Below are 24,307 nucleotides of genomic sequence, written 5' to 3'. Positions count from 1 at the left end.
AATTGTCACGCTGCACTTGTGTCGAGTATATCGATGATGTATCACTGATTTACACGTAATCCATGATGTGTCATCTAAGGAGCTCTCGAGATGTCCACTCTTCACTCCAGCACCGTCCAATTGCCCGCGACGGATGCCGCGGTGCTCGCGGTGCTCATCGACGCACGCCGCTTCGCATCGTGGAACCCCGCCCTCACCTCCGTCGACTGCCCCGACCCCGTTGCCGACGTGGGTGCTGCGTACCCCGCAACCGTGCGAGGTGTCATTCCGGCGACGTTCACGTACGAACTCATCGAACCGCTGCGCGTGGTGCACCGGCTCGCCTTCCGGGGCTTCGAGGAGCTCGGCGAGTGGGAGCTCGAACCCTCTGGCGACGGCACGACCCGCGTGACGCACTCGTTCCGTCAGACCGGGCCCGTCGCAGCCCTGATTCCGGCAGGCGCAGCCGGCGTCGCGGATCTCCGCACCGGCCGCCTGCGCGACGAGGTGCAACGGCGGTCGAGCGTGGGCTGAGGTGGGCTCAGGGTGCCACGCGGGCCCGCCCGGTCTCGGCGTTGCAACGACCCGATGTCGGACCCCCGGCGTACCGTGGCGCACATGACGAACCAGATGCAACAGAACCTCGAGCGCGACGTGCTCGACGAGCCGTGCCCGCGCTGCGGGTCGGTTGCCGTTCGCGTCGGCGTCTACGGAATGCTCGCCGATATCCCAGCACCCGATGCCGCGGCCGACCCCTTCGCCGGCGAAAGCCCGCTCTTCGACTGCCGCGATTGCGGCTTCGAGTGGGGCGAGCTCGTCGCCGACCTCATGCGCTGACCGGCGTCGGATGCCGGCGTCCGCAGTCGGTGCCTCCGCCTCTCCCGATGCGAATGCTGACGCCCCTGAACCGCGGGCCGACGGCCACGCTGACCGCCTGCGTGGGTGCTCCCGGCCTGTGGATAACGGGCGAAATCGCCCTTCCGCTCGCCTAGGGTATTCGCCATGCCCCGTTCTCGCCCGGCCCGGTCCGCCCGTCACCCGGGCGTGTTTTCGCTGGCCGCAGCGGGTGCGATCGCGCTGGTGCTGAGCGGCTGCGTGGGAGCGCCCGAGCCGACGCCGACCCCGAGCACTCCGACGGATGCCGCCGAGCCGATCTTCGCGTCAGACGAGGAGGCGCTCGCGGCGGCGGAGGAGGCGTATGAGCGCTTCTTGGTGGCCACTGCAGAAGTCACCGGGAGCGGCGGCACTGACCTTGGCCCCCTCGCCGGCGTCGCGATCGGCGATGCTAATGATGCGCAGATCGAAACTGCTGCTTCGTATGTCGAGGACGGACTTCGGTCGATCGGTCGACGCACATTCGTGACCTATGAGCTCCAGTCACACGACGAAGATCCGAGCAGGGGCGCAGTGGTCGCGTTCTATGTTTGTGACGACCTCAGGGGCCTTGACGTGGTCGACATAAACGGGGCGTCGGTCGTGTCACCCGATCGTGTCCTCGACGTTCCATATTTGGTTGTCGCCGAAGGGCGGGCGGCTAACGACTTGGAGATCAGCGCCAAGGATCTCTGGGAACGCGAGAACTTCTGCGGATGAAGGTGCAAGCATTCTTCCTCGGCGCCGTCATCGCAACGAGTGTGCTCGCAACCTCGCCAACGGTCATTGCGTGGAGCGCAGAGCCACCATGCGACGAGATTGAAATTGACACGGGTACGTGCCAGACGGCGGGCCTTGTGAATCAAGCTGCTGGCGGCGTGGATCTTACGGGCTCGGCTGGTGGTGGTGGAGATCAATCTCGGGGCAGCCAGGAATCGGATGCACCTCAATCGGGTGACCGCGACGACATTCAAGCAGTGGCCCCGACCGACCCGCCGCCACCACCACCCGAGAACTGCAGCCCGATCAACGTCGCCATCTGCGCAGGCGACCCCCAGCCAGACCCAGAGGATCCCGCACCGGCCATCGTCGTCACCCTCCGCGACATCGCGTCGTTCCGGCCGGCAAAGCCGGGCAACGGGATGGAGCCGGGCGGGTGGGCGATCGAGGATCTTCCGGCGAACTTCGTGGCAGCGGCATCCGTCGAGGTGGTCTCCGGCACGTTGCTCGGCCAGCCCGCCGACGTTCGTTTCACGCCGGTCGGCTATCGATGGACGCACAGCGACGGCGCGACAGTCGAGAGTGGGCAACCGGGCGCGAACTGGGCGACGCTCGGCCTCCGTGAGTTCTCCGCGACCCCCACGAGCCACAGCTACGCCGAGTCGGGCGAGTACGTCGTCGAACTCTCCGTCGTGTTGCGCGCCGAGTATCGGTTCGCCGGGTCGGGATGGCGAGCCATTGCCGGCACGCTGAGCATCGCCGGCGAGCCGCAGCGAGTGCTCGTGGGCCAGTTCGACACGGTGCTCACGCAGGGCGACTGCAACGCGTATCCGTCGGGTCCGGGCTGTTGAATCGCTGCTGCGACGCGGTGCACGCGGTGGAGGAGCCCGTTCTGCCGGAGTGACCGAATTCGGTCACTCCTGCGCGATCCGGTCACTCCCGCGAGGGGCGGACGATTCTGGAGGCGCACTCCCCATCCCGCGCCTGTGGATGGAGAATGGCGTCGACGGAAATGACGAGCTCTCGAAGGAGAGGCACGACATGAAACTCAGCTCAACCGACTTCGAAGACGGCGGGCAGCTCGACACGCGACACGGGAAGAAGTTCGACAACGTGTCGCCACAACTCGCGTGGACCGACCTGCCGAGCGGAACCGGATCGCTCGCACTGACCATGATCGACACCGATCCAGTCGCGCGTGGCTACGTCCACTGGTTCGTCGACGGTATCCCACCGGTCGACAGAGAATTCCACAGCGGTGACGGGGGCGCGGTGCCCGTGGGGCGCGAGCTCACCGCCTATGCGGGTCCATTCCCGCCATCCGGAACGCACGAGTACGTCTTCACGCTCTACGCACTCGACCCGTCGGCGCCCGAGCTCTCGGCGAAGACCACGGCGAACGAGCTTCCCCGAGTCGTCGCTGGTCATGTGCTCGCCACATCCGAGCTCAAGGTGAACTTCACGAATCCGAACTCCTAGGCCAGGGCGCAAATAACCCCCGACGTCTCATCCGCTCGGGGTGCGGTGCTCGCCCTACTTACCGAAAAGTGCCTACTTACCAAGAGAATCCAGCTCTCGTACAGTGACCGGAACACGGATTCACATTGCGAGAGGGAGACTATGGCGCGCATCACTGTGCTCGGCGGCACCGGCTACACCGGAGGAAACATCGCACGCGAGGCCGCTGCACGGGGTCACGACGTGACGTCCTTCAGCCGGAACGAACCCGGTGAGCCGGTTCCCGGTGTGCGTTATGAGACCGGCTCGATGCTCGACGAGGCCCATCGCGAACGTGCCGTGGCCGGCGCCGATGTCGTCGTGGCAGCTCTCGCCCCGCGAGGCGAGTTGGAAGACGAGCTGAGCTCGGTCTACGCCGGGCTCGGCGAACTCGCCGCCGCATTCGGCGCCCGCTACGGGGTCGTCGGAGGCTACAGCTCGCTCCGCCCCGAGAAGGGTGCGCCCCGGATCGCCTTCACTGAGGAGATCCCGCCGCAGTACGCGAAGGAAGCGCGCGTGATGGCGACGATCGCCGACGAGCTGGTCGACGACGCACCAGAAGAACTCGACTGGTTCTTCGTCAGCCCCACCGCGGTCTACGGGTCGTATGCGCCCGGCGAGGCGCGCGGCACGTACCGCATCGGTGGCGACATCCCGCTGGCCGATGAGAACGGCGCGTCCGCGATCTCGGGCGCCGACTTCGCTGCCGCGATCGTCGACGAGATCGAGAAGCCGACCCACCGTCGCGCACAGTTCTCGGTCGCATACTGACCGGATGAGCCGGGCGGCGACGCGGCCCCCAACGCGTCGCCGCCCCTCCGGCTCGCGAACTCGCGCGCCCAGGCGAGCCGGTCGTCGCGGCGCCCACGAGAACCGCGACAACCGCCAGCGCCACTACTCCGCGGTGATCGTCTCGTCGAACAGCGCGCGAAGTGCGCGCCGCCCGTCGCGCTCCAGCGCGGCACGCTGACGGGCGGCGCCCGTGCCGTCGTGCAGGAGCCGGCTCACCGACTCGTTCACCGCGTCGAGGTCGCCCGCGGCCGAGAGCTCGGGCTCGAGCATGCGCACGAATCCGCGCACCGCCTCGCCCGCGGGAGCGAGCCCGCCGCTCAGGGGGTCGAACACCTCGGCCTGCAGGCCCACGTGCGCCGAGTGCAGCACGGCGGCGCTCAGCAGCTCGGGCGGGACCTCGGCCGAGGCGTCGGCCGCGGCATCCGGCGCCGAAGGCTTCTGGAGGGAATGGGTGACGAGGCCGCGGCAGAGCGCGGCGATGAGGATGGTCGTCTCGGCGTCGAGCTGCGCGTCGGCCATGCGGAACTCGATCGTGGGCAGGTGTTCCGAGAGGCGCACGTCCCACGCGATGAGGGCGCGGTCGCTGATGCCGCCGATGCCGATGAGGCGTGCGATGCGGCGGTCGTAGTCGTCCGCGTCGATGAACGACGGGGGGCATCCCGCCGTGCTCCACCGGCGCAGTTGCACGTTGCGCCAGCTCTCGTAGCCGGTGTCATACCCGCGCCAGAGCGGCGAGTTCCCCGAGATGGCGGTGAGGAGCGGCATCCATGGCCGCGCCGCGTTGAGCGCGATGACGCCGCCCTCCCGATCGGGAATGCCGACGTGCACGTGCAGGCCGCTCATCTGGTGGTCGGCGATCAGGCCGCTCAGGTCGCGCACGATGCGGTTGTATCGCTGCTGCTCGGTGATCGACGGGAACGGCGTCGTGTCGGGCGGGGTGCCCACGCTCGCTGCGACCACGTCGAACCGCGCGGCATCCGCGGCCATCTCCCGCCGGAAGGCGAGCAGGGCCCGCCGTGCATCGTCGAGGCTCTCGAAGACGGCCGACGCGTGCTCGACCTGCGACGCGAGGAACTCTCGGTGCGTGACGTCATGCCACTCGGGTGAGGCGGAAAGACGCTCGAAGACATCGGCGGCGACGTCCGCGGGCCGCAGGCTCTCACGGTCGAGGAACATGAATTCCTCTTCGATGCCGAACGTCGTCATGCATCCCCCGATCCACGGCAACCGTGCGCCCTGCACGCACTCTCGCGGCCTTGCACGTGCTGTGTCAAGTGGTTGCCGTCGCCTCGCCGCTCGGCTGATCGACGACAGCGAACCCCACGAATGCAGCGGATGTCGCCGATGTCACGGCATCGGTCGAGAATCGCGACGCAGCCTCGACATACTGATGGGAGCGCGGTTCTGCCTCCCGAACGAACGGTGAACGGTCAACGATCGAAGGAGCCATTCCGATGAAGTACCTGATCCAGATCTACAGCAACCCCGAGTCGCGCGCGGCGTGGGAGAGCTTCAGCGCCGACGAGCGGGCCGAGGGCTACGCCTACTACCGCGCCATCAGCGAGGAGCTCGTCTCGAGCGGCGAACTGCTCGCGAGCGAACCGCTCGCCGACATCTCGCTCGCCAAGCGCGTGACGAAGACCGACGAAGGCGCGGTCGCGAGCGACGGTCCCTTCGCCGAGACGAAGGAGCTGCTCGCCGGCTTCTACCTCGTCGACTGCGACAGCGAGGCGCGCGCACTCGAGATCGCCGCGCGATTCCCTGAGGCCGAGTACGGGCTCATCGAGGTTCGCCCGACGCTCGACATGGCCGATCGCGGCGGCGACCTCTGAGAGAGCGCCGGTCGTGAGCGACGCCGTTCGGGCACTGCGAGACGCCGCACCGTCGGCCCTCGCGGTGCTCGTGCGGCGTTACGGCGACTTCGAGGGGTGCGAAGACGCGATGCAGGAGGCGCTCATCGCGGCATCCGCCCAATGGCCGGCCGAGGGCGTGCCCGACAGCCCGCGAGCCTGGCTCGTGCGGGTCGCCTCGCGGCGCTACATCGACCAGGTGCGCTCCGACATCGCCCGCCGCCGCCGCGAATCGCTCGCCGCCGAGCTCGAGCCGCCGCCCGCAGCCGTGCCCGCCGTCGACGACACGCTCACGCTCTTCCTGCTCTGCTGCCATCCGGAGCTCGGCCGCCCGGCGCAACTCGCGCTCACCCTGCGCGCCGTCGGCGGGCTCACGACGGCCGAGATCGCCCGCGGCCTACTCGTGCCCGAGGCGACGATCGCGCAGCGCATCTCCCGCGCGAAGGCGCGCATCCGGTCGAGCGAGGGATTCCGGTTGCCGGCGCCCGACGAGCTCGCGGCCCGTATCGGCGCCGTGCGCAACGTGCTCTACCTCATGTTCACCGAGGGTCACACGGCGAGCTCGGGCGACGAGCTCGCACGAGTCGATCTCTCGGCCGAGGCGATCCGCCTCACCCGGCGCCTGCACGAGGACGTGACGGATGCCTCGGGCGAGACCGCCGGCCTGCTGGCGCTCATGCTGCTCACCGATGCGCGGCGGGCGGCACGCACCGACGCGACGGGCGCGCTCGTGCCGCTCGACGAGCAGGACCGCTCGCGCTGGGACCGCGCAATGATCGACGAGGGCGTCGCGCTCGTCACCGAGGTGCTCGATCGCGCCCCGATCGGGCCGTACCAGCTGCAGGCCGCGATCGCCGCCGTGCACGACGAGGCCGCCTCGACCGAGGCGACCGACTGGATCGAGATCCTCGGCCTCTACGACCTGCTCGCCCGCCTGGCCCCCGGGCCCATGGTGACGCTCGGCCGCATCGTGGCGCTCGCGATGGTCGAGGGCCCCGCCGCCGGACTCGCCGCGCTCGACCGGGCGGAGGGGGCATCCGGCGACGAGTCGGGCTCGGGCTCGGGCTCGGGCCACGGCGGCGCCGCGCTCGCCGAGCATCACCGCACGTGGGCGGTGCGCGCCCACTTGCTCGAGCGAGCCGGATCGACGGATGCCGCATCCCTCGCCTTCGTCGAGGCCGCCCGCCGCACGCTCAACGGACCCGAGCAGCGCTACCTTGCGGCGAAGGCCGAGGCGCTGCGCGCCTCCGCGGGCTGAGGAGCCGAGCGGGCCGACGAGCCGCGAAATGTTCGGATGTCACCCGCGGGCACCGGCATGGACGCGGGGCACAGGAATCGTTGCGTACCCTAGACGCCATGAGCCTGACGAAGCCGGTGCCGCCGCACCACGCGGCGCACGGCTCGCGCACCCCTCGATCGCGCGGCGCCGTGGGCCTGGGGCTCGGCGTCGCGCTCGTGCTCCTCTTCGTCGCGATCCGATTGCTCGCGCCGGAAGAGGTGGGCAACCTCCTCTCGAACTCGGTTCAAGACTTCTTCACCCTCTCGATCAGCGTCGTCATCGAGAGCCTCCCGTTCGTGATCCTCGGCATCCTGCTCTCCATCGGCGTGCAGGTGTGGCTGCCCGAGGGGTTCCTGTTGCGGCACCTGCCGCGCAACGCGGTTGCGCGTCGCATCGTCATCTCGATGCTCGGCGTGCTGCTGCCCGTGTGCGAGTGCGGCAACGTGCCGCTCGCCCGCGGCCTGATCCTTCGCGGACTGTCCGTGGGGGAGTCGATGACCTTCCTGCTCGCGGCGCCCATCCTGAATCCCGTCACGATCATCACGACCTACCAGGCCTTCGGGTGGGACGACGGCATCCTCGTCTCGCGCATCCTCGGCGGCTTCGTGATAGCGAACCTCATCGGCTGGATCTACAGCCGCCACTCGAGCCCGATGAGCCTGCTCACGCCGAAGTTCCAGGCGAGCTGCGCGCACGCCCACGACGAGGTGCCGGCCACTCGCACGCGTCGCAGCGTCGACATGTTCACGAAGGAGACGAGCGCGATGCTGCCCGCGCTCTTCGTGGGCTCGGCGATCGCCGGACTCATCCAGGTGGGCGTCTCACGCGACCTGCTCGTGACGCTCGGCCAGAACCCCGTGCTCTCGGTCTTCGCGCTCATGGCGCTCGCGTTCGTCGTCTCGATCTGCTCGAACGTCGACGCGTTCTTCATCCTCGCCTTCGGCTCCACGTTCATGCCGGGCGCGATCGTCGCCTTCCTCGTCTTCGGGCCGATGATCGACGTGAAGATGCTCGCCCTCATGCGCACGACCTTCACGGCGAGAACGCTCGTGCAGTTGACGGTGATCGTCGGGCTCGCGAGCGCAGCCCTCGGATTGGCGGTGAACGCTCTTGCTTAAGCGCCTGATCGCCCGGTGGCAGGGCATCCTGCTCACGCTCGTCGGCATCGTCGCGACGGTGTGGCTCGGTGCCACCGGCCAGCTCGGGCTCTACATCCACCCGCGCTATTTCTGGTTCTCGATCGCGATGGCCCTCATCGGCGCCGTGTTCGTCGTCGCGGCGTTCGCGTTCACCCCGCTGCCCGAAGAGCCCGATGAGGCGACGGATGCCGCAGCCGCACCGGAACACCACGAGCACTCGCACCACGACACCCCCGAGCCTCCGCGCGCGAACCGCGCCGGCACCATTCGCGCCGCGCTCGCCGCGGTGACCATCGTGGTCGCCACGGGCGCGCTGCTCGTGCTCCCGCCGACGACGCTCACGTCGGCCACGGCCACCCAGCGCAGCATCAACAGCGCGACCTCTTCGCTCGATGCGAGCTCCCCGACCCTCGTCGGCGGCGACACCGCGAACTTCACGGTGAAGGACTGGGCGCTCCTGCTGCGCCAGAACCCCGACGTCGGCTACTACGCCGACAAGGACGTCGACGTCGTCGGCTTCGTCACGGCGTCGCCCGACGACCCCGAGAACGTCTTCTACCTCGCGCGGTTCAGCGTCACGTGCTGCGCCGTCGATGCGCAGCCGATCGGCGTGCCCGTGTACCTGCCCGGATGGCAGGAGCAGTTCGAGGAAGACCAGTGGCTCGCGGCGACGGGTGCAATCGAGCAGAACCCGGGCTCGACCGGCGACGAGCCGCTCGTGCTCGTGACCGAGACGCTCGAGGTCACCGAGCAGCCGGAACAGCCGTATGTCTTCTGAGTCGCCACAGTCGCCGCGGTCGCCGCAGTCGCCGCGGGTTCGCGTGCGCGACGCGTTCGCGCGGCGCCTGCTCGGCACGATCGTGGTGCTCGCCGTCATCGCGGGCGGGTTCGCGTTCGCGAGCGTCGTGCAGGGTCCGCGCCTGAGCGCGGCGAAGATCGACGCGCAGCGATCGACCCGGCTCGCGGGGCAGCAGCTCGTCATCGAGGTCAACCAGCCCGTCGCGTCGTTCGACGCCGACGAGATCTCGGTCGAGCCCGAGGCATCCGTGTCGGCTGTCGCCGACGACCGCCTGATCACCGTCACCTTCGACGAGCCGCTCGACTACGCGAGCGAGTACACGGTGCGCGTGCCGGGCGTGGTCGGCGCCTTCCAGGGCGTTCCCGCGACCCTCGAGTACACGTTCGAGACGCCCGACGAGCAGGTCTACAGCCTCGTGCGCCGCAGTCTCGACGGCGAGCCCGACCTCATCCAGCGCAAGTCGTTCACCGAGCCGGGCGGCGAGATCGTGTTCACGGCGCCGCGCATCCAGGAGTTCGCCCACGCCGGCGACGTGCTCGCGGCCGTGACGATCGACGACGCCGGCGCCAACGAGCTGTTCGTGGCCGGCGTCGAGCAGGACGAGCCGCAGGAGATCGCCCTGCCGATGGACGCCGTCGTGCGCGATCTCGAGGCGTCGACCACCAATCCGCTCATCGGATACCTCGTCAGCACGCCCCCCGTCGACGGTGCGCGAGCGCAAGACAGCGCCCTGTACATCGCCGACCTCACGGGAGCGGCGGGCGGACCGCCGAAACCCGTCGCCGGCCTCGACGGCGAGCCGATCAAGGTCGCGAGCTGGAGTTTCGTGCCCGGCACGACGGCCGTCGTCGTGCAGGACTTCGAACAGTCGGTCTTCCTCGTCGACGCGTTCGGCAGTGCCCCGGTCACTCCGCTCGGTGTGCACAGCGAGGTGCGCGGCTTCGTGCCCGGCACGAGCCGACTCGTCGTCGCCGACCCCGATCGGGGATCGATGATCGACCTCACCGATGGAACGACCACGACGGTCGATCTCCCGGTGCCGAGCCTCGGCGACTCCGACTACCCGGGCCGGCTGACGATGACCGGTGACGACCGCTACGTGCTCTCGGTCGTGATGGTCGTGGTGCAGCCCGACGGCAGCACCTCGATCGCCTCGCGACTCGCGCAGGTCGACGCGACCTCGACCACGGATGTGTTCACGCCTGCGAGCGAGGGAAGCATCATCCGCGAGTACTGCATCTCGCCGAACGGCCGGTACGCCGCGGTCACGACCTCCGATGCGCAGGGCCGGCCCGACGGATACCCCGGGCTTCCCGGCTACACCGAGTCGACGATGTCGGTCGTCGACCTCTCGAGCGGCGCCGTGGAGTTCAGTCAGAGCGGCGGCTTCTCCGACTGGTGCTCGAGCTGAGCCCTCGCTGACGGCGCCTGGTTCAGCGCACGACGGCGGCGACGATGCCCGAGATCACGGCCGACACGATGCCGAGCCCGACGAGCCCGCCGGTGACGATCCACGCGATGCGCTTGTGCTCCTCGAAGCCCTCGAGCGGCCGGCCGTCGCGGTCGCGCTGCGCGCCGAACAGCACGAGCAGCAGGTCGACGAGCACCCAGACACCGAGCCCGCCAAGGGTGACGAGCTTCAGGATCGCGGTGCCGATCTTGCCGAGGTAGAACCGGTCGGCGCCCCAGTACCCGAGCAGCAGCGCGAAGAGCCACGTCGTGATGAACGTGCGGCCGGCGCTGCGGTAGGCGTCGTATGAGAAGGTTGGCCCGGATGCCGCGCCGTCCTGGTGCTCGGGCGGGAGCGGCACCGTCGTGTGCTCGTCGGGGTTTCGACCGTCGGGCGCGGTGACGAGCGGGGATGCCGGCAGCTGGCGCACCATCGTCGCCTCTTCGATCGCCGACGACGTGATCGTCGCCGACCCGATCGTGGAAGCGCCGATCGTGGAAGCGTCGATCGTGGCGGCGTCGATCATGGAGTGGCCCACCGCCGGCGCCGCAATCGCCTCGGACTCGAATGCGACCCCCGAGACCTCGCCGAGCGGAGCCGGAGCGGCATCGGCGGGCTTGGGCGCGGTGTGCGGGGTCCAGGCGTTGCCGTCCCAATACCGCAGCACCGCGGCATCCGTCATATCGTCGTACCAACCCGCTGACGGTCGTCGCTCAGATGACACGCTCGCTCCTCACTTCCTCTGCAACCGAATAGCCCGAACTGACAACTGGATGGCGGCCACGACCACGAGGGCCGCGAACAGCCACGACGACCACTCGGGCGAGAGCAGGAACGCGAGCGCGACGCCCGGGATGGAGGCCAACGTCGCGGCGATGCCGACGACGAGGCCCGCGCGCACGTCGACGACGCCACCGCGAGCGCTCGTAATCGTGCCGCTCGTCGCCGTGGGGATCATGACGGCGAGCGAGGTGCCCTTCGCGGCGAGGTCGCCCATGCCGAGCAGGGCGATGAACGCCGGCACCATGATGACGCCGCCGCCGACGCCGAAGAGTCCGGCGGCGACGCCGATCACGAGCCCGAGCGCGACCATGGCGATGGCGGTGCCGAACTCGAGGTCGAGTTGCCGGTCGCCCCGCTCGGGCACGATGAGCAGCATGCGCAGCGCGACCCCGAGGAGCAGCGCGATGAACATCCAGCGCAGCCAGCCCAAGGAGAGTCGACGCAGGAGCAGCGCGCCGAGCCACGAGCCGACCACACCGCCCGCCGCGACGAAGAGGGCGACGAGGAGGTCGACCTCGCCGTTGACGAAATAGGTGAACGATCCTGCGATCGCCGCCGGCACGATCGCCGCGAGCGACGTAGCCGAAGCTCGGCGCTGGTCCATGGCGGCGAAGGCGATGAGGAGCGGCACCATGAGGAGGCCGCCGCCGACCCCGAACGCCCCTGAGAGCAGTCCGCCGGCGGCGCCGATGAGGGCGAGCCGCAGCCAGGACGCGCGTGCAGGAGGCGCAGGCGCGGCGGCGGAGTTCACCCGCCCACTGTAGACGAGGGCCTGCCGTTACGCGGATTTCGGGCGTGGACTTCCGTCGTCATGTAACGGTCGCGTATCGTGTGAACCTGAACGGAACCCGATAGGGTAACGTCAACGATTCCTCCATCAAGCGGGCATTCGCCCGCGCCTCCACCTGATTGCCCGGAGGCGGCACGATCCGCGCGGCATGACCGATACGAGACGGCGGATGCCAGAGCGCACCCCCGCCCCTCGCCCCTGCTTCGGCGGCACCCGCCACCGGAGTCGCGATCGACCGTCGATCGCAATCGGGTTCGCATCAGCGGCCCATACGACAGAAGGACAGCAGTATGGCAACCGGAACCGTCAAGTGGTTCAACGCCGAAAAGGGCTTCGGCTTCATCGCTCCTGACGACGGCAGCGCCGACGTCTTCGCGCACTTCAGCGCCATCACGGGCAACGGCTACCGTTCGCTCGAAGAAGGCCAGAAGGTCGAGTTCGAGGTCGCACAGGGCCCCAAGGGTCTCCAGGCCGAGAACATCCGCGGGCTCTAAGCCGGCACAGCACCACTCGAACGCCGTATCCGCACGGGCCTTCCGTGCGGATGCGGCGTTCGCTGTTCAGTCGACGGATGCCGCGGCATCCGTCACCTCGTCGCGCCAGGAGTGACGCGGCTCGAAGCCGAGCATCCGCCGCGCCTTGTCGATCGAGAGCATCGTGTCGTGCTCGCCGAGCTCACCGCGCACCGGCACTCCCGGGAAGACCTCGGCGACGAGTTCGGCGTTGGGCCGAGACATCACGGTGTCGGCTGCGGCGATGATGAACCGCTCGAAGCCGGGCAGCGCCTTCTCGAGCGCGCGGCTCACCGCCTGGGCTCCGTCGCGGCCGTCGATGTACCCCCAGAGATTCCACTTGCGCATCGTCGCGTCAGCGTCGAAGGAGGGGAACGCGGCGTAGTCGTCGGGGTCCATGACGTTCGAGAAGCGCAGCGCCGTGATCGAGAGCTCGGGGTCCCAGCGCACGAGCTCGATCGCGAGCTGTTCCTCGAGGTGTTTCACGAGAGAGTACGTGCTCTCGGGGCGGGCTGCGTACTCCTCGTCGACGGGGATGTACGGCGGCGGCGTCTCGAACGGCAGGCCGAGCACCGTCTCGCTCGAGGCGTAGACGATGCGGCGGATGCCGAGTCGCTTCGCGGCCTGGAAGACGTTGAACGTCGACAGCATGTTGTTGTGGAACGTCGCGACGTCGCTCGCGAGCCCCGGTGCAGGGATCGCGCCGAGGTGCACGATCGCGTCGATGCCGCTGTGGCGGTCGTCGACTCCGGCGATCGCGTCGACCACCTGGCCGTAGTCGGTGAGGTCGACCCTCGTGAACGTGCCGCGCTCGCCGTACCGGTCGAGGTTGATCACCTCATGGCCCTCATCGCGAAGGGACTGTACGACGGTGCGGCCGAGCTTGCCCGAGCCTCCGGTGACGGCGATCTGCATGCGACCCAGTCTCGCAGGTGGTCTCGACCATGGGGGCGGCTCGCAGCGACGGTCGACCACCGGTGCGGCGTTAACACGCAGCGGCCGCGGATGCAACGGGCTTCACGCCGCGAATCGACCGTGCGTACGCTCGCGATATGACGGATGCGGAGCGACCGGGCGCCGAGGGCTGGGTTCCCGAATCGCGGGAACTCTCCGTGCTCGACGCGGCGGTCGACGGATGTCGCGGCTGCGAGCTGTGGCAGAACGCGACCCAGGCCGTGTTCTCGCGAGGAACCCCCGACGCCACGATGATGCTCGTCGGCGAACAGCCCGGCGACCAGGAGGACCTCGCCGGCGAGCCGTTCGTCGGCCCGGCAGGCCGCGTGCTCGAAGACGCCCTCATCGCGGCCGGGATCGACCCCGAGCGCGTCTACCTCACGAACGCGGTCAAGCACTTCCGATTCGACCAGCGCGGCAAGCGCCGTATCCATGCGAAGCCGGCCGTCGGCCACATCGTCGCGTGCCATCCGTGGCTGCAGGCGGAGTTCGACGCCGTGCATCCGCGTGTCGTGGTGTGCCTCGGCGCCACCGCCGCACGCTCGGTGATGGGCCGCGCGGTCGTGATCGGGAAGGTGCGCGGTGTGCTGCTCGATGCGCCCGAAGGGGTGCCCGCGCCCGTGCTCATCACGACGCATCCGTCCTCCGTGCTGAGGGTGCGCGAGAAGCCCGAACGCGAGGCCGCCTTCGACGCGTTCGTCATCGATTTGAGGGCTGCGAGCAATGCCGCCAAGTGACCGCCGGCTTCCGCAACATATGCGCTCACGGGAATCTGTCGACCCGGGGAGATCGCCTCGTTTTCCACAGGCTCGAGATTTCCCAGCACCCTCCCATGCGGACCGGCTAGAGTCAGAACATCTACAAGCGGGTGGTTACCCGCGAGACACGGCTGGGAAGTCGACGACCAGCTGGGACGTAAACATCTCTCACACCGAAACCCTCGGTGCGATCCGGGCGACGAAGCCCCGCACCGGCGACGCGGATATCACGCGTAGTTACACCGCCCTCTCCCGGGTCGTTCGCGAGTCCGGACTCCTGAACCGCACCCGCTGGTTCTACCTCGCCGTCATCTCAATCCTCACGCTCGCACTCGGCGGCGCGACCACGGGCTTCATCCTCTTGGGTGACTCGTGGTTCCAGTTGCTCATCGCCGGTGCCCTCGGCCTCATCTTCACGCAGTTCGCGTTCCTCGCCCACGAGGCATCCCACCGTCAGGTACTCGAGTCGGGGCCGAACAACGACCGAGTCGGCCGCATCCTCGCCGCCGGCGTCGTCGGCATCAGCTACTCGTGGTGGATGACGAAGCACACGAGGCACCACGCCAACCCCAACAAGGTCGGCAAAGACCCCGACATCGACTTCGACACCATCTCCTTCATGGAGAAGGATGCCGCGAAGCAGCGGGGCCTCATGGCACTCATCACGCGCAAGCAGGGCTACCTGTTCTTCCCGCTCCTGACGCTCGAGGGCATCAACCTGCACTACCGGTCGATCGGCACGTTGTTCGAGCGGGGGCCTGTGAAGGGTCGCTGGATCGAGCTGAGCCTCATCGCCGCTCGCTTCACGGTGTACCTCGGCGCGATCTTCTGGGTGCTGCCGCTCGGCATGGCGTTCGCCTTCCTCGGCGTTCAGCTCGCCGTCTTCGGTGTCTACATGGGCGCCGCGTTCGCGCCGAACCACAAGGGCATGCCGATCATCGCCGAAGACGTGAAGCTCGACTTCTTCTCGAAGCAGGTGCTCACCTCGCGCAACGTCTCGGGCGGCATCTGGGCGAGCGCGCTCCTCGGCGGGCTCAACTACCAGGTCGAGCACCACCTGTTCCCGAACATGCCCCGGCCGCACCTCGCCAAGGCACGCGAGATCGTGCGCGAGCACTGCCGCACGGTCGATGTTCCCTACACCGAGACGACGCTGATGCAGTCCTACGGCATCGTCATCAATTACCTCAACCGAGTCGGCCTCGCCGCGCGCGATCCGTTCGATTGCCCCATGGTGAATCAGTTCCGCAGGGTCTGATCACCGCACACATGAAAGACATGCGTACGAACACACGCACCCAGAACTTCCGGCGTCGGACGTCGCCGCCGGAACCCCGCACGGCCCTAGGCCGTGCACGCTGCAGCCGCTTCAGCGGCGTGGCATGAATACAGAAGGAAATAACATGGCAACCGGAACCGTCAAGTGGTTCAACGCCGACAAGGGCTTCGGCTTCATCGCTCCCGACGACGGCAGCGCCGATGTCTTCGCGCACTTCAGCGCGATCACGTCGGGCGGCTACCGCACGCTCGAGGAGAACCAGAAGGTCGAATTCGAGACCGCCCGCGGCCCCAAGGGCCTGCAGGCCGAGAACATCCGCGTTATCGCGTAATTCTCGCTAGTGATTGATCGGCGGCTCTGCCGCTGATCCACGAGCGGATGCCGGTGCCCGCGCCTCTTCAAAGGTGCGGCACGGCATCCGCTCGCGCAGTTAACCGTTCACCGCCTCCGGAAGCAGCCGTGCGGCGGTGCGACATCCGGGTTCTCTTCAGCTTGGATTTCTAGGCTCGAGCCAGAACCCCGAAGGAGAGCAATAGCCATGCAGTGTCCCAATGACGGAGCCGTACTCGTGATGAGCGAACGCAGCGGCATCGAGATCGACTACTGCCCGACGTGCCGCGGTGTCTGGCTCGACCGTGGCGAGCTCGACAAGATCGTCGAGCGCGCCTCGACGGAGTACTCGGCTCCTGCCGCTCCTGCCGCCCCGGTGCCTCCTGCACAGCCGCAGGCTCCCGCCTACGGCCAGCGGCCCTACGACGACGGCTACGGCCGCGGCGTCGAGCAGCGTCCCTACGGAGACCAGGGTTACCGCAGGAAGAAGAAGGAGAGCTGGCTCTCCGAGCTCTTCGACTGAGCTGACGCCCTCGCCTGGTCAGGCGGTGCGCGACGTCGGTTCCGAGGTCGTGGCGGTCGGAGCGGCCGGCCCCGCGTGCCCGACTGGGAGGCGCACGGTCGAAGGGCGTTTCGCGCCCGGCGTGTCGAGGCGGGGCTGGCGCTGCAGCACTTGCGTGAACAGGGCGACGTAGTCGGCGGCCATCCTCGCCGCGGCGAAGCGCTTCTCGACGGTCGCGCGGCACAGCTCGCGATCGAGTGAGCTCACGCGCTGCAGGGCGAGCGCGAGTTGTTCCGGCGTCGAACGGATGAAGCCGGTCCGGCTCTCCTCGATGAGCTCGGGTACCGACCCGTGAGGGGTCGCCACCACCGGCGTGCCGGTCGCGAGCGCCTCGATCATGACGAGTCCGAACGGCTCGTCCCATTGGATCGGATTGACGAGCGCGCACGATTCGCCCATGAGCGCGTACTTCTCCTCGCGCGACAGCTCGCCGAGGTACTCCGCATTCGATCCGAGTGCAGGGCGCACCATCTCCTCGAAGTACGCGCATTCCGTCGACTCGCGCATCTTCGCGGCGATCCGGAGGTGGATTCCGGCGAGTGCGGCGGTGCGGATGGCTTCGGGCAGGCCTTTCGCCGGATGCATCCGGCCGACGAAGCACGCGGAGGTGCCGCCGTGGCCGCGAGGGATCTCCTCGACGTGGATGCCGTGGTGAATGACGCGGGCGATGCGCACCGGGCCGGCCATCGACGCCTGGTGCTGGGAGATCGCCACGAACGAGACATCCGGTGACGCCGCCCGGTAGATCTCATGGATCATCGGCATGAACGGCCCGTGGGCGATGGCGACGATGGGCGCGGCACCCGACCGGGAGGCCGCGACGACCGGCCCGGCGAGGGTGTTGTCGACGATCACGTCGACGTCGGTGAGCGCCGCATATGCGCGAATGAGGTGGCGCAGCTCGAAGGCGGTGATCCCCATCGTCTTCGGATCGGAGGGCTGGAAGCCCGACAGCCTCGGCACCGGACAGGTGCTGTCGAGTGAGGCGGCGAGGAGCACGTCGTGACCGGCTTCACTCAGTGCTCGGGCGAGGGTGTCGACGAACGACTCGATGCCGCCGTACGCGGGCGGCGGGATGGGCAGCCACGGGGGCGCGATGATGCCGATTCTCATCGTGCCCCTCTTCGCGTGCGGACGTTGGCCGATGGCCGGGGCTCATGACGCACGGCGAGGCCAGGCGGAAGGCCCGTGATCGAGGCGCCTTCCCGTTCGACGTCGACCGAGACGCGAGCGCCCGCCAACGGGACGTTCTCCAGGCGGAGGTCGCCGAAGCGGGCGGGCACCATCGGCGCCAGCCACACCTCACCGGTCGGAACCGACGGGTCGAAGCGGAGGAGCGTGCGCAGCAGCGAGAACGGCGTCGCCGCCGCCCAGGCCTGCGGCGAGCACGACGCGGGGTAGGAGACCGGCTCGGGATACTGGCTGCGGTCGAATCCGCAGAACAACTCGGGCAGGCGCCCGTTGAAGAACCCCGCCGCATCGAACAGCCCGAAGACGATGCGCTCGGCCTCCTCGACGAATCCGTATCGCATGAGGCCCGCGGCGACGATGGCATTGTCGTGCGGCCAGACCGAGCCGTTGTGGTAGCTCGCCGGGTTGTAGGCCCCCATGTTCGACGCGAGCGTGCGCACACCCCAGCCGGTGAACATCTCGTCGGAGAGCAGGCGTTCGGCGACGTACGCCGCTTTGTCGTCATCGACGATCCCGCTCCAGAGGCAATGTCCCATGTTCGAAGCGCAGGCGTCGACCTGGCGCTTGTCGCGGTCGAGCGCGATGGCGAAGTACTTGCGATCGGGCATCCAGAACTGTGCGTTGAACTCGGCTTTCAGCGCGCTCGCCCTCGACTCCCAGATTCGCGCCGATTCGTCATGGCCGCGGATCGACGCCAGCATCGCGCGCTCGCTGAACGCGGCGTACGCGTACCCCTGCACCTCGCAGAGTGCGATCGGCGCCTCGGCGAGCGATCCGTCGGCGAAGTTGATGCCGTCCCACGAGTCCTTCCAGCCCTGGTTGATGAGCCCGTGCTCGTTCAGGCGGGCGTACTCGACGAACCCGTCATTGTCGCGATCCCCGTCGCGATCGATCCACTCGAGGGCCCTGTCGGCGGCGGCGATGAGGTCGTCGGCATCATCGGGCAGTCCGCCCCAGCGGGCGAGCTCGCCGAGCACGACGACGAAGAGCGGAGTGGCATCCACGGTGCCGTAGTAGACCGAACCGCCGCCGAGCGCGAGGTTCGTCGTGGCCCCGAGGCGGACCTCGTGGAGGATGCGACCCGGTTGCTCCTCTGAGGACGGTTCGAGCTTGACGCCCTGCAGGTCGGCGAGTGTCTGCAGCGTGCCGAGTGCGAGCGTCGGATCGAGCGGCAGCGACATCAGGGCGGTGAGCAACGAGTCGCGCCCGAACAGCGCCATGAACCACGGCACTCCTGCTGCCACCACTGCGCGCTCGGGATGATCGGGATTGAAGATCCGCAACGCCCCGAGGTCGCGCTGGCTCTGCACGATGACCCGCTCGATCTCGTCGTTCTCGACAGAGGGAACGGGGATCCCGGAATGCCAGGCCATGAACCGGCGCAGCGGCTCCGCTTCGTGGAACGGCCCCTCGAAGGTGTGGCCGGTGACGAGGTCCGCTCCGTACGCGGTCGGCGTCAGGTGGAGCCGCCGGGTCCAGGAGCCGTGCGGCGTGAGGATCACGTCGAACACGAGCCGATCCCCGACGATCGACCCGCCATGCGCCGAGATGCTCACGCCGAGCCCTTCCCCGTCGCCGAGCGAGTCCATGCGGAGGCGGCCGGGCTGCGCATCGCTCGCCGGGCGGGGAGTGCCGCGAGCGCGCCCTTCCTTCACTTCGAAGATGTCGGCGAAGTCGGCTTCGAGCACCACTTCGACCCGGCAGATGATCGGTTCGCGCGAGAAGCTCTGCAGCGTGATGTCCTCGCGCAGTCCGCCGTCCACTCGGCGGTCGCGTTCGACGATGATCGGCGTGTCAGCCCGCCCGGGCACGTGGCCGGCCCGGCCGATCATGACCGCGCGATACGGCTCGGGCGTCAGCGACGACAACGGTTCGACGGGAGACCCGTCGACGAGCAGCATCAACCTCGAGACGAGCCTCGTGTCGCGGAAGAACACGCCGTGCGGAAGTTCGGGGAGGATGTCGCCGTTGAAGCTCGACACGCAGAAGGCAGAGCCTTCCACGATGGTGATCGCGCCGGCTCCTGCTGATTGTGCCAGCGTGTCGACATTCCAACCGGTCATGGGCGTCCACTCGGGTCTTGCGCGGCGCCCTGCAACGCGTGTTCGGGGCACCGAGTTCGGGTCTCGTAACACGGTAGGCGGCGATGCCCTGCCTCAATAGGGGATTGACCGATGCGATTCGGGCGTGTAGCCGCAGGCGCGCAGAGCGGGCGGCGGGCGTCGGGCAGGCGATTCAGCGCGTGTCAGACGGAGCGCTCCAGCGCCCGCTCACCGGCGACCCACGCCCACCGGACGATCCAGACCATGCCCGCGAGCGCCAAGCCGATCACGGCACCCGCCGTGTTCGCGAGCAGGTCACGCGGGTCGGAGATGCGGTCGTCGATCGGAATCTGCGCGACCTCGATCGCGCACGTGAGCAGCGCCGCCGCGCCCAGCGCGATGATCCAGCGCCGTGCGCCGAACAGCATGGCGAACAGCACACCGACGGGCACGAACATCAGGATGTTCGCGGTGAACTCGAACGACGACCCCGTCGACCACGTCGCACGCTCGAACCAGATCGACGGATTCAGTACGCCGAGGGGCGCCTGGTTTCCCTCGGCTCGCCACGGCGCAGGGCCGAGCGTCGCCCACGCGACGAGCGCGAGATACGCCGCCGTCACTCCGAGGAGCGGGAGGAGACGGCGAGCGGGCATGGCTCCACTGTGCCGGGTCAGCCTGCGAGCAGCCTGACCCACGGCAGTGCACGGCCTATGAGCGCCATCCGCTCATCAGGAGCCGGATGCCGCTACGTTCGCGTTCGCCGTGATGTTCACGAGCCAGTGCACGCCGAAGCTGTCGACGCACATGCCGAACGCGTCGCCCCACGGCGCGACCTCGAGCGGAACCGTGACCGTTCCGGTCGACGACAGCTTGTCGAAGTAGCCGCGCAGCGTCGCGTCGTCGTCGGGCCCGCCCGAGAGCGACACCGAGATGTTGTCGCCCGGCGTGAGATCGAGGGCGGCCGGTACGTCGGCACCCATGAGCACGATGCCGCCGTCGGCTTCGAGCTGGCCGTGCATGATCTGGTCCTTCTCGGCCGGGTCTTCGCTTGCCTGGAAGTCGCCGAAGGTGCTGAGCGTCAGCTCGCCGCCGAAGACCGACTGGTAGAACTCCATCGCCTCTCGGGCGCTGCCGCGGAAGTTGAGGTACGGGTTGAGCGTGACCATGGGATGACCTTTCGACTCGACGTCATTGCCACGGCCGATTCTCGTCGCTCCGGCCCGCGCACGCGACCCCTAGAGCAAGCGTGAACGGTACCTGCCCGGTGAGGTTCCGCATCGCTTCGTGAACTGCGCGTAGAAGCTGCTCTGAGAACCGAAGCCAGCCGCGTGTGCGACCTCGCTCGTCGTCATGGTTGTGGTCACGAGCAGACGCTGTGCCTCCGCTACACGGCAGCGAATGAGATACTCGCCGATGGTCGAGCCGACTGCTCTGCGAAAGAGCGATGTCGCGTAGTTGGGGTTCAGGTTTGCGGCCGAGGCGATGTCCACCGCCGAGATCGGCTTGCGAAAGTGCGCCGCGGTGAACCGCGCCATCTCGGTCACGCCCCGCATCGAATCGGACGAGATGTTCAGAGGGTGGGTCGTCTCGATCGAGGTTTTCTCGCCGCCGTGGTGTTGCCGGTGGAGGAGGCGACGGATGAGTGCCTGGACCTCGAGTAGCGCAATCGTCTCGAGACCATCGATGCCCACCTCCTGCTGCCAGGAGACGAACATGGCTTCCAGATCCCGGGCGACCGTGGTCGCTGACACGATGATGGGCCGGTTCAGCAGCACCTCGCTCAGGTCCGACATAGGAAGGTTCCAGCCCAGCACGGTCGTCAGGGGCACGTGAATCCAGCACATGTCGCCGTCCGCTCCGGCGTCTGTGGCGACGAGGCGGTGTGGGGTCGCGCCCCAGAACACAGCCAGTGATCCGGCCGGAACAGAGATCCGCGTCCCGCCGAACTGGTAGTCCAAGGTTCCGCGCAGGACGATGTTGATCTCGAGGTCGTCGTGGCGGTGCGGGAGGGGCATCACTGGTGCGCCGCCACGGTGGATCCAGAGGTGCGTCCTGGTAGCCACGACGGCGCTGTCGCCGTGCAGCTCGGGACCTTCACTCGCTTCCTCTGCTGAGTCGACGGAACCCGGTCGTCTCGACACTTGCTCGCGACCGTTCATCCAGACAGTCTACGGAGCCAGCTGAGAATTCAAGACGGTCAGACATGAAAGGAGGAGGTTATGCCAGAATCCGAACCTTAGGCTCGCACTATGACTGCAACGACGCACAATCCCAAGATCACCATCATCGGAGCGGGGGGATTCGTCTTCCCGTTCCGCCTGATCGGCGACATCCTCAGCTTCCCGGCACTGCAGGGAAGCACCTTCGCCCTCATGGACCTTGACGCGGACCGTGTTCACCGCACTGCGACCGCCGCGCGGGACCTCATCGCCCACCATGGGTTCGAAGCGACGGTCGTCGAGACCACCGATCGACGCGAGGCACTCGCCGACGCGGACTTCGTCATCATCACCTTCCAGGTGGGCGGCCTCGATGCCTATCGCTGGGACGTCGAGATCCCGCGCCGGTATGGAGTCGACCAAGCCGTCGGTGACACTGTCGGCCCCGGAGGCGTTTTCCGATTCCTGCGTTCAGTGCCGGCGTACGAGGCGATCGTCTCGGACGCGCTCGAATTGTGCCCGAATGCGCAGTTCATCAACTACGCCAATCCGATGGCGATGGCGACGGCTTTCCTGAACGCGAAGGGGCTGAACGCCGTCGGCCTGTGCCACAGCGTGCAGGGCACCACGCATATGCTCGCAAGATCTCTGGGTGTCCCGTACGAGGAGGTGTCCTTCCTGTCGGCCGGGATCAACCACCAGGCGTGGATTCTCGAGTTCTCGCGCGCCGGCGAGGACCTGTACCCGGAGCTGCGCCGCATCATGTCGGAGCGCCACCGAACCGGTGTTGCTGCCGGGGGCCTCAGCGAGGACGATGGCGACCACAGCGAGGTGGCCGAGGTGATGAGCAACTACGAGGGGGGAAACGAGCAGGTGCGTACCGCCCTCATGAACACCTTCGGCTACTTCGAGACAGAATCGAGCCACCATGCTTCGGAGTATCTTCCCTACTTCCGGAAGGACCCGGAGACGGTGCTTCAGTTCATCCCCGAGCGGTGGGACTACTACGAAATCTGCCTCGCCCATGATGAGAAGGGTGATATCGATGATCAGTTGGAACGGTTGAAGGCCGACCTCTCACCATCGCTCGAGTACGGTGCCAGCATCGTGAACGCGGCGATCACGGGAGTGCCGACAGTTGTGTACGGCAACGTACCGAACGCGAGGGGACTCATTCAGAACCTTCCTGCTGACGCATGCGTCGAGGTGCCGTGCGTCGTTGACCGGAGCGGCGTACAGCCCACTGCAATCGGCAGCCTGCCGCCGCAGCTCGCGGCCCTGAACCGTACCAATATCGGTGTGCAGACGCTCGCTGTGCATGCTGCCCTCGCCGGGAACATCGAGCATGTCTATCACGCGGTGGCACTCGATCCGCTGACGGCGGCGAAGCTCACCCTCGACCAGATCCGCGCCATGACCGATGAGCTCCTTCTTGCCCATGCCGCGCTGCTTCCCCAGTCGCTTCGTCCGCGATCAGTGCATGTCGAACCTTCGGCCGACTCGGACATGAGGCCGGTAGCGGTTCGGGGTTGACGTGAGGAGAACCTCCGGGTAGGTGTGGCTGGTCACAGGCCCCCATCCCCGGAGGTTCTCGTGTTCGCAACCCGTTCCCGACAACACTTGACGGCGGCATCCGATCGGCGTACTTTGTAATCAATCAAATGGTTGATCAAGGAATGAGTTGATGATCGTGGATCCGAGCGCAGACGACCGCCTCGACCGTGCCTTCATGGCACTGGCCGACCCGGTGCGCCGGGGCATCATCGCCCGCCTCAGTCGAGGGCCGGCCACGGTCAACGAACTCGCCGAACCATTCGAGATCACGAAGCAAGCGGTCTCGAAGCACATCCAGGTGCTCGAGCAGGCGGGGCTCGTCACGCGAACGCGCGACGCGCAACGCCGACCCGTGCACCTGGATGCCCGGGCCCTCCAGGCCCTCACCGCGTGGATCGACCGATACCGGCTGATCCACGAGCAGCGGTTCCGCAATCTGGACGAGTTGCTCGCCACCTCTCGCGGCACGGACGCCGCGGCATCCGATGCCGGCACTTCGGCCGGCACCGCACAGGAAGAAATGGAATCATGACCAACCCCGTCACCATCACCGCCCCCGAGGGCCTGCCCTTCATCGACATCGAGCGCGAGTTCGACGCACCCGTCGCCGCGGTGTTCAACGCACACCGCGACCCCGAGCTCGTGAAGCAATGGCTCGGGCCGCGCGGCTACGACATGGACGTCAAGCGCTGGGACTTCACGACGCAAGGCGGCTACCGCTACGTGCACACCAACGCCGAGGGCGAGTCCTACGCGTTCAACGGGGTGTTCCACTCCGTGCGCGAGAACGAGTTCGCCATCCAGACCTTCGAGTTCGAGGGCTTCCCCGACGTCGTGAGCATCGAGTCGATGACGTTCGAAGACCTCGGCAACGGCCGCACGCGGTTGCGCGCACACTCCGTCTACCCGAGCGTCGAGGCTCGCGACGGCATGATCCAGAGCAACATGGAGCAGGGCGTGACCGAGGGCTACGAGCGGCTCGACGAGCTCGTCGCCGCCTGACCGGTCAGCA

At 67.9% G+C, this 24,307-nt stretch carries 28 protein-coding genes; 19 read left to right on the top strand and 9 right to left on the bottom strand.

Going from position 1 to position 24,307, the window contains the following annotated elements:
- Window positions 1–90 precede the first annotated feature (90 nt).
- From ESP51_RS06475 to ESP51_RS06450, 6 genes are all read left to right on the top strand, one after another.
- A complete protein-coding gene (locus tag ESP51_RS06475; RefSeq protein WP_129520084.1) occupies window positions 91–513 on the top strand; it encodes an SRPBCC family protein in 423 nt (140 codons plus the stop codon).
- Window positions 514–597: 84 nt separating this feature from the next.
- Entirely contained in the window at window positions 598–816 is a 219-nt protein-coding gene (locus tag ESP51_RS06470; protein ID WP_129520083.1) for a hypothetical protein, read from the top strand.
- Between the two features lie 165 nt (window positions 817–981).
- Entirely contained in the window at window positions 982–1,572 is a 591-nt protein-coding gene (locus ESP51_RS06465) for a hypothetical protein (RefSeq protein ID WP_129520082.1), read from the top strand.
- A gap of 257 nt (window positions 1,573–1,829) precedes the next feature.
- Window positions 1,830–2,423 (top strand): hypothetical protein, encoded by a 594-nt coding sequence (locus ESP51_RS06460; protein WP_129520081.1) that lies wholly within the window; start codon window positions 1,830–1,832, stop codon window positions 2,421–2,423.
- Between the two features lie 190 nt (window positions 2,424–2,613).
- Complete coding sequence (locus ESP51_RS06455) at window positions 2,614–3,051, top strand: YbhB/YbcL family Raf kinase inhibitor-like protein (RefSeq protein ID WP_164990435.1); 438 nt, start codon at window positions 2,614–2,616, stop codon at window positions 3,049–3,051.
- 141 nt (window positions 3,052–3,192) lie between these two features.
- Window positions 3,193–3,840, top strand: a complete 648-nt coding sequence (locus ESP51_RS06450) for an NAD(P)-dependent oxidoreductase (RefSeq protein WP_129520079.1) — start codon at window positions 3,193–3,195, stop codon at window positions 3,838–3,840.
- 123 nt (window positions 3,841–3,963) lie between these two features.
- Here ESP51_RS06450 and ESP51_RS06445 read toward each other — a convergent pair whose 3' ends face one another.
- Window positions 3,964–5,067: a carboxylate-amine ligase gene (locus ESP51_RS06445; protein ID WP_129520078.1), complete on the bottom strand. Its 1,104-nt coding sequence runs from the start codon at window positions 5,065–5,067 to the stop codon at window positions 3,964–3,966.
- 248 nt (window positions 5,068–5,315) lie between these two features.
- Here ESP51_RS06445 and ESP51_RS06440 point away from each other — a divergent pair, with 248 nt between their 5' ends.
- The 5 genes from ESP51_RS06440 to ESP51_RS06420 all read left to right on the top strand — a co-directional run bounded on the left by ESP51_RS06440 (window position 5,316) and on the right by ESP51_RS06420 (window position 10,339).
- Window positions 5,316–5,693: a YciI family protein gene (locus tag ESP51_RS06440; protein WP_129520077.1), complete on the top strand. Its 378-nt coding sequence runs from the start codon at window positions 5,316–5,318 to the stop codon at window positions 5,691–5,693.
- Between the two features lie 13 nt (window positions 5,694–5,706).
- Window positions 5,707–6,969: an RNA polymerase sigma factor gene (locus ESP51_RS06435; protein ID WP_241843015.1), complete on the top strand. Its 1,263-nt coding sequence runs from the start codon at window positions 5,707–5,709 to the stop codon at window positions 6,967–6,969.
- A gap of 98 nt (window positions 6,970–7,067) precedes the next feature.
- Window positions 7,068–8,108 (top strand): permease, encoded by a 1,041-nt coding sequence (locus ESP51_RS06430; protein WP_129520075.1) that lies wholly within the window; start codon window positions 7,068–7,070, stop codon window positions 8,106–8,108.
- Window positions 8,101–8,907 (top strand): TIGR03943 family putative permease subunit, encoded by an 807-nt coding sequence (locus ESP51_RS06425; RefSeq protein ID WP_241843014.1) that lies wholly within the window; start codon window positions 8,101–8,103, stop codon window positions 8,905–8,907. Before ESP51_RS06430 ends, ESP51_RS06425 begins: the two co-directional genes overlap by 8 nt.
- The gene (locus tag ESP51_RS06420) at window positions 8,897–10,339 is read left to right on the top strand and encodes a hypothetical protein (RefSeq protein ID WP_129520074.1); all 1,443 of its coding nucleotides are present in this window, start codon (window positions 8,897–8,899) and stop codon (window positions 10,337–10,339) included. Before ESP51_RS06425 ends, ESP51_RS06420 begins: the two co-directional genes overlap by 11 nt.
- Window positions 10,340–10,361: 22 nt before the next feature.
- Here ESP51_RS06420 and ESP51_RS06415 read toward each other — a convergent pair whose 3' ends face one another.
- Both ESP51_RS06415 and ESP51_RS06410 read right to left on the bottom strand, forming a co-directional pair.
- On the bottom strand, window positions 10,362–11,102 hold the full coding sequence (locus tag ESP51_RS06415) for an NINE protein (RefSeq protein WP_129520073.1): 741 nt from the start codon (window positions 11,100–11,102) through the stop codon (window positions 10,362–10,364).
- A 9-nt stretch (window positions 11,103–11,111) separates the two neighbouring features.
- Window positions 11,112–11,912 (bottom strand): sulfite exporter TauE/SafE family protein, encoded by an 801-nt coding sequence (locus ESP51_RS06410; protein WP_129520072.1) that lies wholly within the window; start codon window positions 11,910–11,912, stop codon window positions 11,112–11,114.
- Window positions 11,913–12,241: 329 nt separating this feature from the next.
- Here ESP51_RS06410 and ESP51_RS06405 point away from each other — a divergent pair, with 329 nt between their 5' ends.
- On the top strand, window positions 12,242–12,445 hold the full coding sequence (locus ESP51_RS06405) for a cold-shock protein (RefSeq protein ID WP_129520071.1): 204 nt from the start codon (window positions 12,242–12,244) through the stop codon (window positions 12,443–12,445).
- 66 nt (window positions 12,446–12,511) lie between these two features.
- Here the strand turns inward: ESP51_RS06405 and ESP51_RS06400 are convergent, their stop codons facing one another.
- Complete coding sequence (locus ESP51_RS06400; RefSeq protein WP_129520070.1) at window positions 12,512–13,378, bottom strand: NAD-dependent epimerase/dehydratase family protein; 867 nt, start codon at window positions 13,376–13,378, stop codon at window positions 12,512–12,514.
- Window positions 13,379–13,515: 137 nt separating this feature from the next.
- Between ESP51_RS06400 and ESP51_RS06395 the strand changes: the two genes are divergently transcribed.
- From ESP51_RS06395 to ESP51_RS06380, 4 genes are all read left to right on the top strand, one after another.
- Complete coding sequence (locus tag ESP51_RS06395) at window positions 13,516–14,154, top strand: UdgX family uracil-DNA binding protein (protein ID WP_129520069.1); 639 nt, start codon at window positions 13,516–13,518, stop codon at window positions 14,152–14,154.
- A gap of 184 nt (window positions 14,155–14,338) precedes the next feature.
- Entirely contained in the window at window positions 14,339–15,433 is a 1,095-nt protein-coding gene (locus tag ESP51_RS06390) for a fatty acid desaturase family protein (RefSeq protein WP_422386831.1), read from the top strand.
- A gap of 145 nt (window positions 15,434–15,578) precedes the next feature.
- On the top strand, window positions 15,579–15,785 hold the full coding sequence (locus tag ESP51_RS06385) for a cold-shock protein (protein ID WP_129520067.1): 207 nt from the start codon (window positions 15,579–15,581) through the stop codon (window positions 15,783–15,785).
- A gap of 207 nt (window positions 15,786–15,992) precedes the next feature.
- A complete protein-coding gene (locus ESP51_RS06380) occupies window positions 15,993–16,307 on the top strand; it encodes a TFIIB-type zinc ribbon-containing protein (RefSeq protein WP_129520066.1) in 315 nt (104 codons plus the stop codon).
- 18 nt (window positions 16,308–16,325) lie between these two features.
- Here the strand turns inward: ESP51_RS06380 and ESP51_RS06375 are convergent, their stop codons facing one another.
- From ESP51_RS06375 to ESP51_RS06355, 5 genes are all read right to left on the bottom strand, one after another.
- Entirely contained in the window at window positions 16,326–17,459 is a 1,134-nt protein-coding gene (locus ESP51_RS06375) for a glycosyltransferase (RefSeq protein WP_129520065.1), read from the bottom strand.
- Window positions 17,456–19,600: an amylo-alpha-1,6-glucosidase gene (locus tag ESP51_RS06370; RefSeq protein WP_129520064.1), complete on the bottom strand. Its 2,145-nt coding sequence runs from the start codon at window positions 19,598–19,600 to the stop codon at window positions 17,456–17,458. Before ESP51_RS06370 ends, ESP51_RS06375 begins: the two co-directional genes overlap by 4 nt.
- Window positions 19,601–19,782: 182 nt before the next feature.
- Entirely contained in the window at window positions 19,783–20,235 is a 453-nt protein-coding gene (locus ESP51_RS06365; protein ID WP_129520063.1) for a VanZ family protein, read from the bottom strand.
- Window positions 20,236–20,310: 75 nt separating this feature from the next.
- Window positions 20,311–20,748, bottom strand: coding sequence for a VOC family protein (locus ESP51_RS06360; protein WP_129520062.1), 438 nt, complete (start codon window positions 20,746–20,748; stop codon window positions 20,311–20,313).
- A gap of 69 nt (window positions 20,749–20,817) precedes the next feature.
- Window positions 20,818–21,741 (bottom strand): helix-turn-helix domain-containing protein, encoded by a 924-nt coding sequence (locus ESP51_RS06355; RefSeq protein ID WP_129520061.1) that lies wholly within the window; start codon window positions 21,739–21,741, stop codon window positions 20,818–20,820.
- Window positions 21,742–21,831: 90 nt separating this feature from the next.
- On the opposite strand from ESP51_RS06355, the gene melA reads away from it, so the two are divergent.
- From melA to ESP51_RS06340, 3 genes are all read left to right on the top strand, one after another.
- Entirely contained in the window at window positions 21,832–23,274 is a 1,443-nt protein-coding gene (gene melA, locus ESP51_RS06350; protein ID WP_129520060.1) for an alpha-galactosidase, read from the top strand.
- A gap of 151 nt (window positions 23,275–23,425) precedes the next feature.
- Window positions 23,426–23,827 carry an ArsR/SmtB family transcription factor gene (locus tag ESP51_RS06345; RefSeq protein ID WP_129520059.1) on the top strand — a complete coding sequence of 134 codons (402 nt, stop codon included), beginning with the start codon at window positions 23,426–23,428 and terminating at the stop codon, window positions 23,825–23,827.
- Window positions 23,824–24,297, top strand: coding sequence for an SRPBCC family protein (locus tag ESP51_RS06340; RefSeq protein WP_129520058.1), 474 nt, complete (start codon window positions 23,824–23,826; stop codon window positions 24,295–24,297). Before ESP51_RS06345 ends, ESP51_RS06340 begins: the two co-directional genes overlap by 4 nt.
- The last annotated feature ends 10 nt before the right edge of the window (window positions 24,298–24,307 follow it).

It is taken from the genome of Agromyces albus (assembly GCF_004134825.1).
Lineage (GTDB): Bacteria > Actinomycetota > Actinomycetes > Actinomycetales > Microbacteriaceae > Agromyces > Agromyces albus.
Note: the sequence above shows the minus strand (reverse complement) of the source record. Positions and strands in the feature narration are given on the sequence as shown.

Coding starts and splice junctions, on each gene's coding strand:
- ESP51_RS06375 (WP_129520065.1), bottom strand. CDS start 17,459: ATGAGAATCGGCATCATCGCGCCCCCGTGGCTGCCCATCCCGCCGCCC.
- ESP51_RS06455 (WP_164990435.1), top strand. CDS start 2,614: ATGAAACTCAGCTCAACCGACTTCGAAGACGGCGGGCAGCTCGACACG.
- ESP51_RS06385 (WP_129520067.1), top strand. CDS start 15,579: ATGGCAACCGGAACCGTCAAGTGGTTCAACGCCGACAAGGGCTTCGGC.
- ESP51_RS06400 (WP_129520070.1), bottom strand. CDS start 13,378: ATGCAGATCGCCGTCACCGGAGGCTCGGGCAAGCTCGGCCGCACCGTC.
- ESP51_RS06475 (WP_129520084.1), top strand. CDS start 91: ATGTCCACTCTTCACTCCAGCACCGTCCAATTGCCCGCGACGGATGCC.
- ESP51_RS06345 (WP_129520059.1), top strand. CDS start 23,426: ATGATCGTGGATCCGAGCGCAGACGACCGCCTCGACCGTGCCTTCATG.
- ESP51_RS06365 (WP_129520063.1), bottom strand. CDS start 20,235: ATGCCCGCTCGCCGTCTCCTCCCGCTCCTCGGAGTGACGGCGGCGTAT.
- ESP51_RS06470 (WP_129520083.1), top strand. CDS start 598: ATGACGAACCAGATGCAACAGAACCTCGAGCGCGACGTGCTCGACGAG.
- ESP51_RS06465 (WP_129520082.1), top strand. CDS start 982: ATGCCCCGTTCTCGCCCGGCCCGGTCCGCCCGTCACCCGGGCGTGTTT.
- ESP51_RS06355 (WP_129520061.1), bottom strand. CDS start 21,741: ATGAACGGTCGCGAGCAAGTGTCGAGACGACCGGGTTCCGTCGACTCA.
- ESP51_RS06450 (WP_129520079.1), top strand. CDS start 3,193: ATGGCGCGCATCACTGTGCTCGGCGGCACCGGCTACACCGGAGGAAAC.
- melA (WP_129520060.1), top strand. CDS start 21,832: ATGACTGCAACGACGCACAATCCCAAGATCACCATCATCGGAGCGGGG.
- ESP51_RS06395 (WP_129520069.1), top strand. CDS start 13,516: ATGACGGATGCGGAGCGACCGGGCGCCGAGGGCTGGGTTCCCGAATCG.
- ESP51_RS06380 (WP_129520066.1), top strand. CDS start 15,993: ATGCAGTGTCCCAATGACGGAGCCGTACTCGTGATGAGCGAACGCAGC.
- ESP51_RS06370 (WP_129520064.1), bottom strand. CDS start 19,600: ATGACCGGTTGGAATGTCGACACGCTGGCACAATCAGCAGGAGCCGGC.
- ESP51_RS06445 (WP_129520078.1), bottom strand. CDS start 5,067: ATGACGACGTTCGGCATCGAAGAGGAATTCATGTTCCTCGACCGTGAG.
- ESP51_RS06360 (WP_129520062.1), bottom strand. CDS start 20,748: ATGGTCACGCTCAACCCGTACCTCAACTTCCGCGGCAGCGCCCGAGAG.
- ESP51_RS06420 (WP_129520074.1), top strand. CDS start 8,897: ATGTCTTCTGAGTCGCCACAGTCGCCGCGGTCGCCGCAGTCGCCGCGG.
- ESP51_RS06440 (WP_129520077.1), top strand. CDS start 5,316: ATGAAGTACCTGATCCAGATCTACAGCAACCCCGAGTCGCGCGCGGCG.
- ESP51_RS06405 (WP_129520071.1), top strand. CDS start 12,242: ATGGCAACCGGAACCGTCAAGTGGTTCAACGCCGAAAAGGGCTTCGGC.
- ESP51_RS06430 (WP_129520075.1), top strand. CDS start 7,068: ATGAGCCTGACGAAGCCGGTGCCGCCGCACCACGCGGCGCACGGCTCG.
- ESP51_RS06340 (WP_129520058.1), top strand. CDS start 23,824: ATGACCAACCCCGTCACCATCACCGCCCCCGAGGGCCTGCCCTTCATC.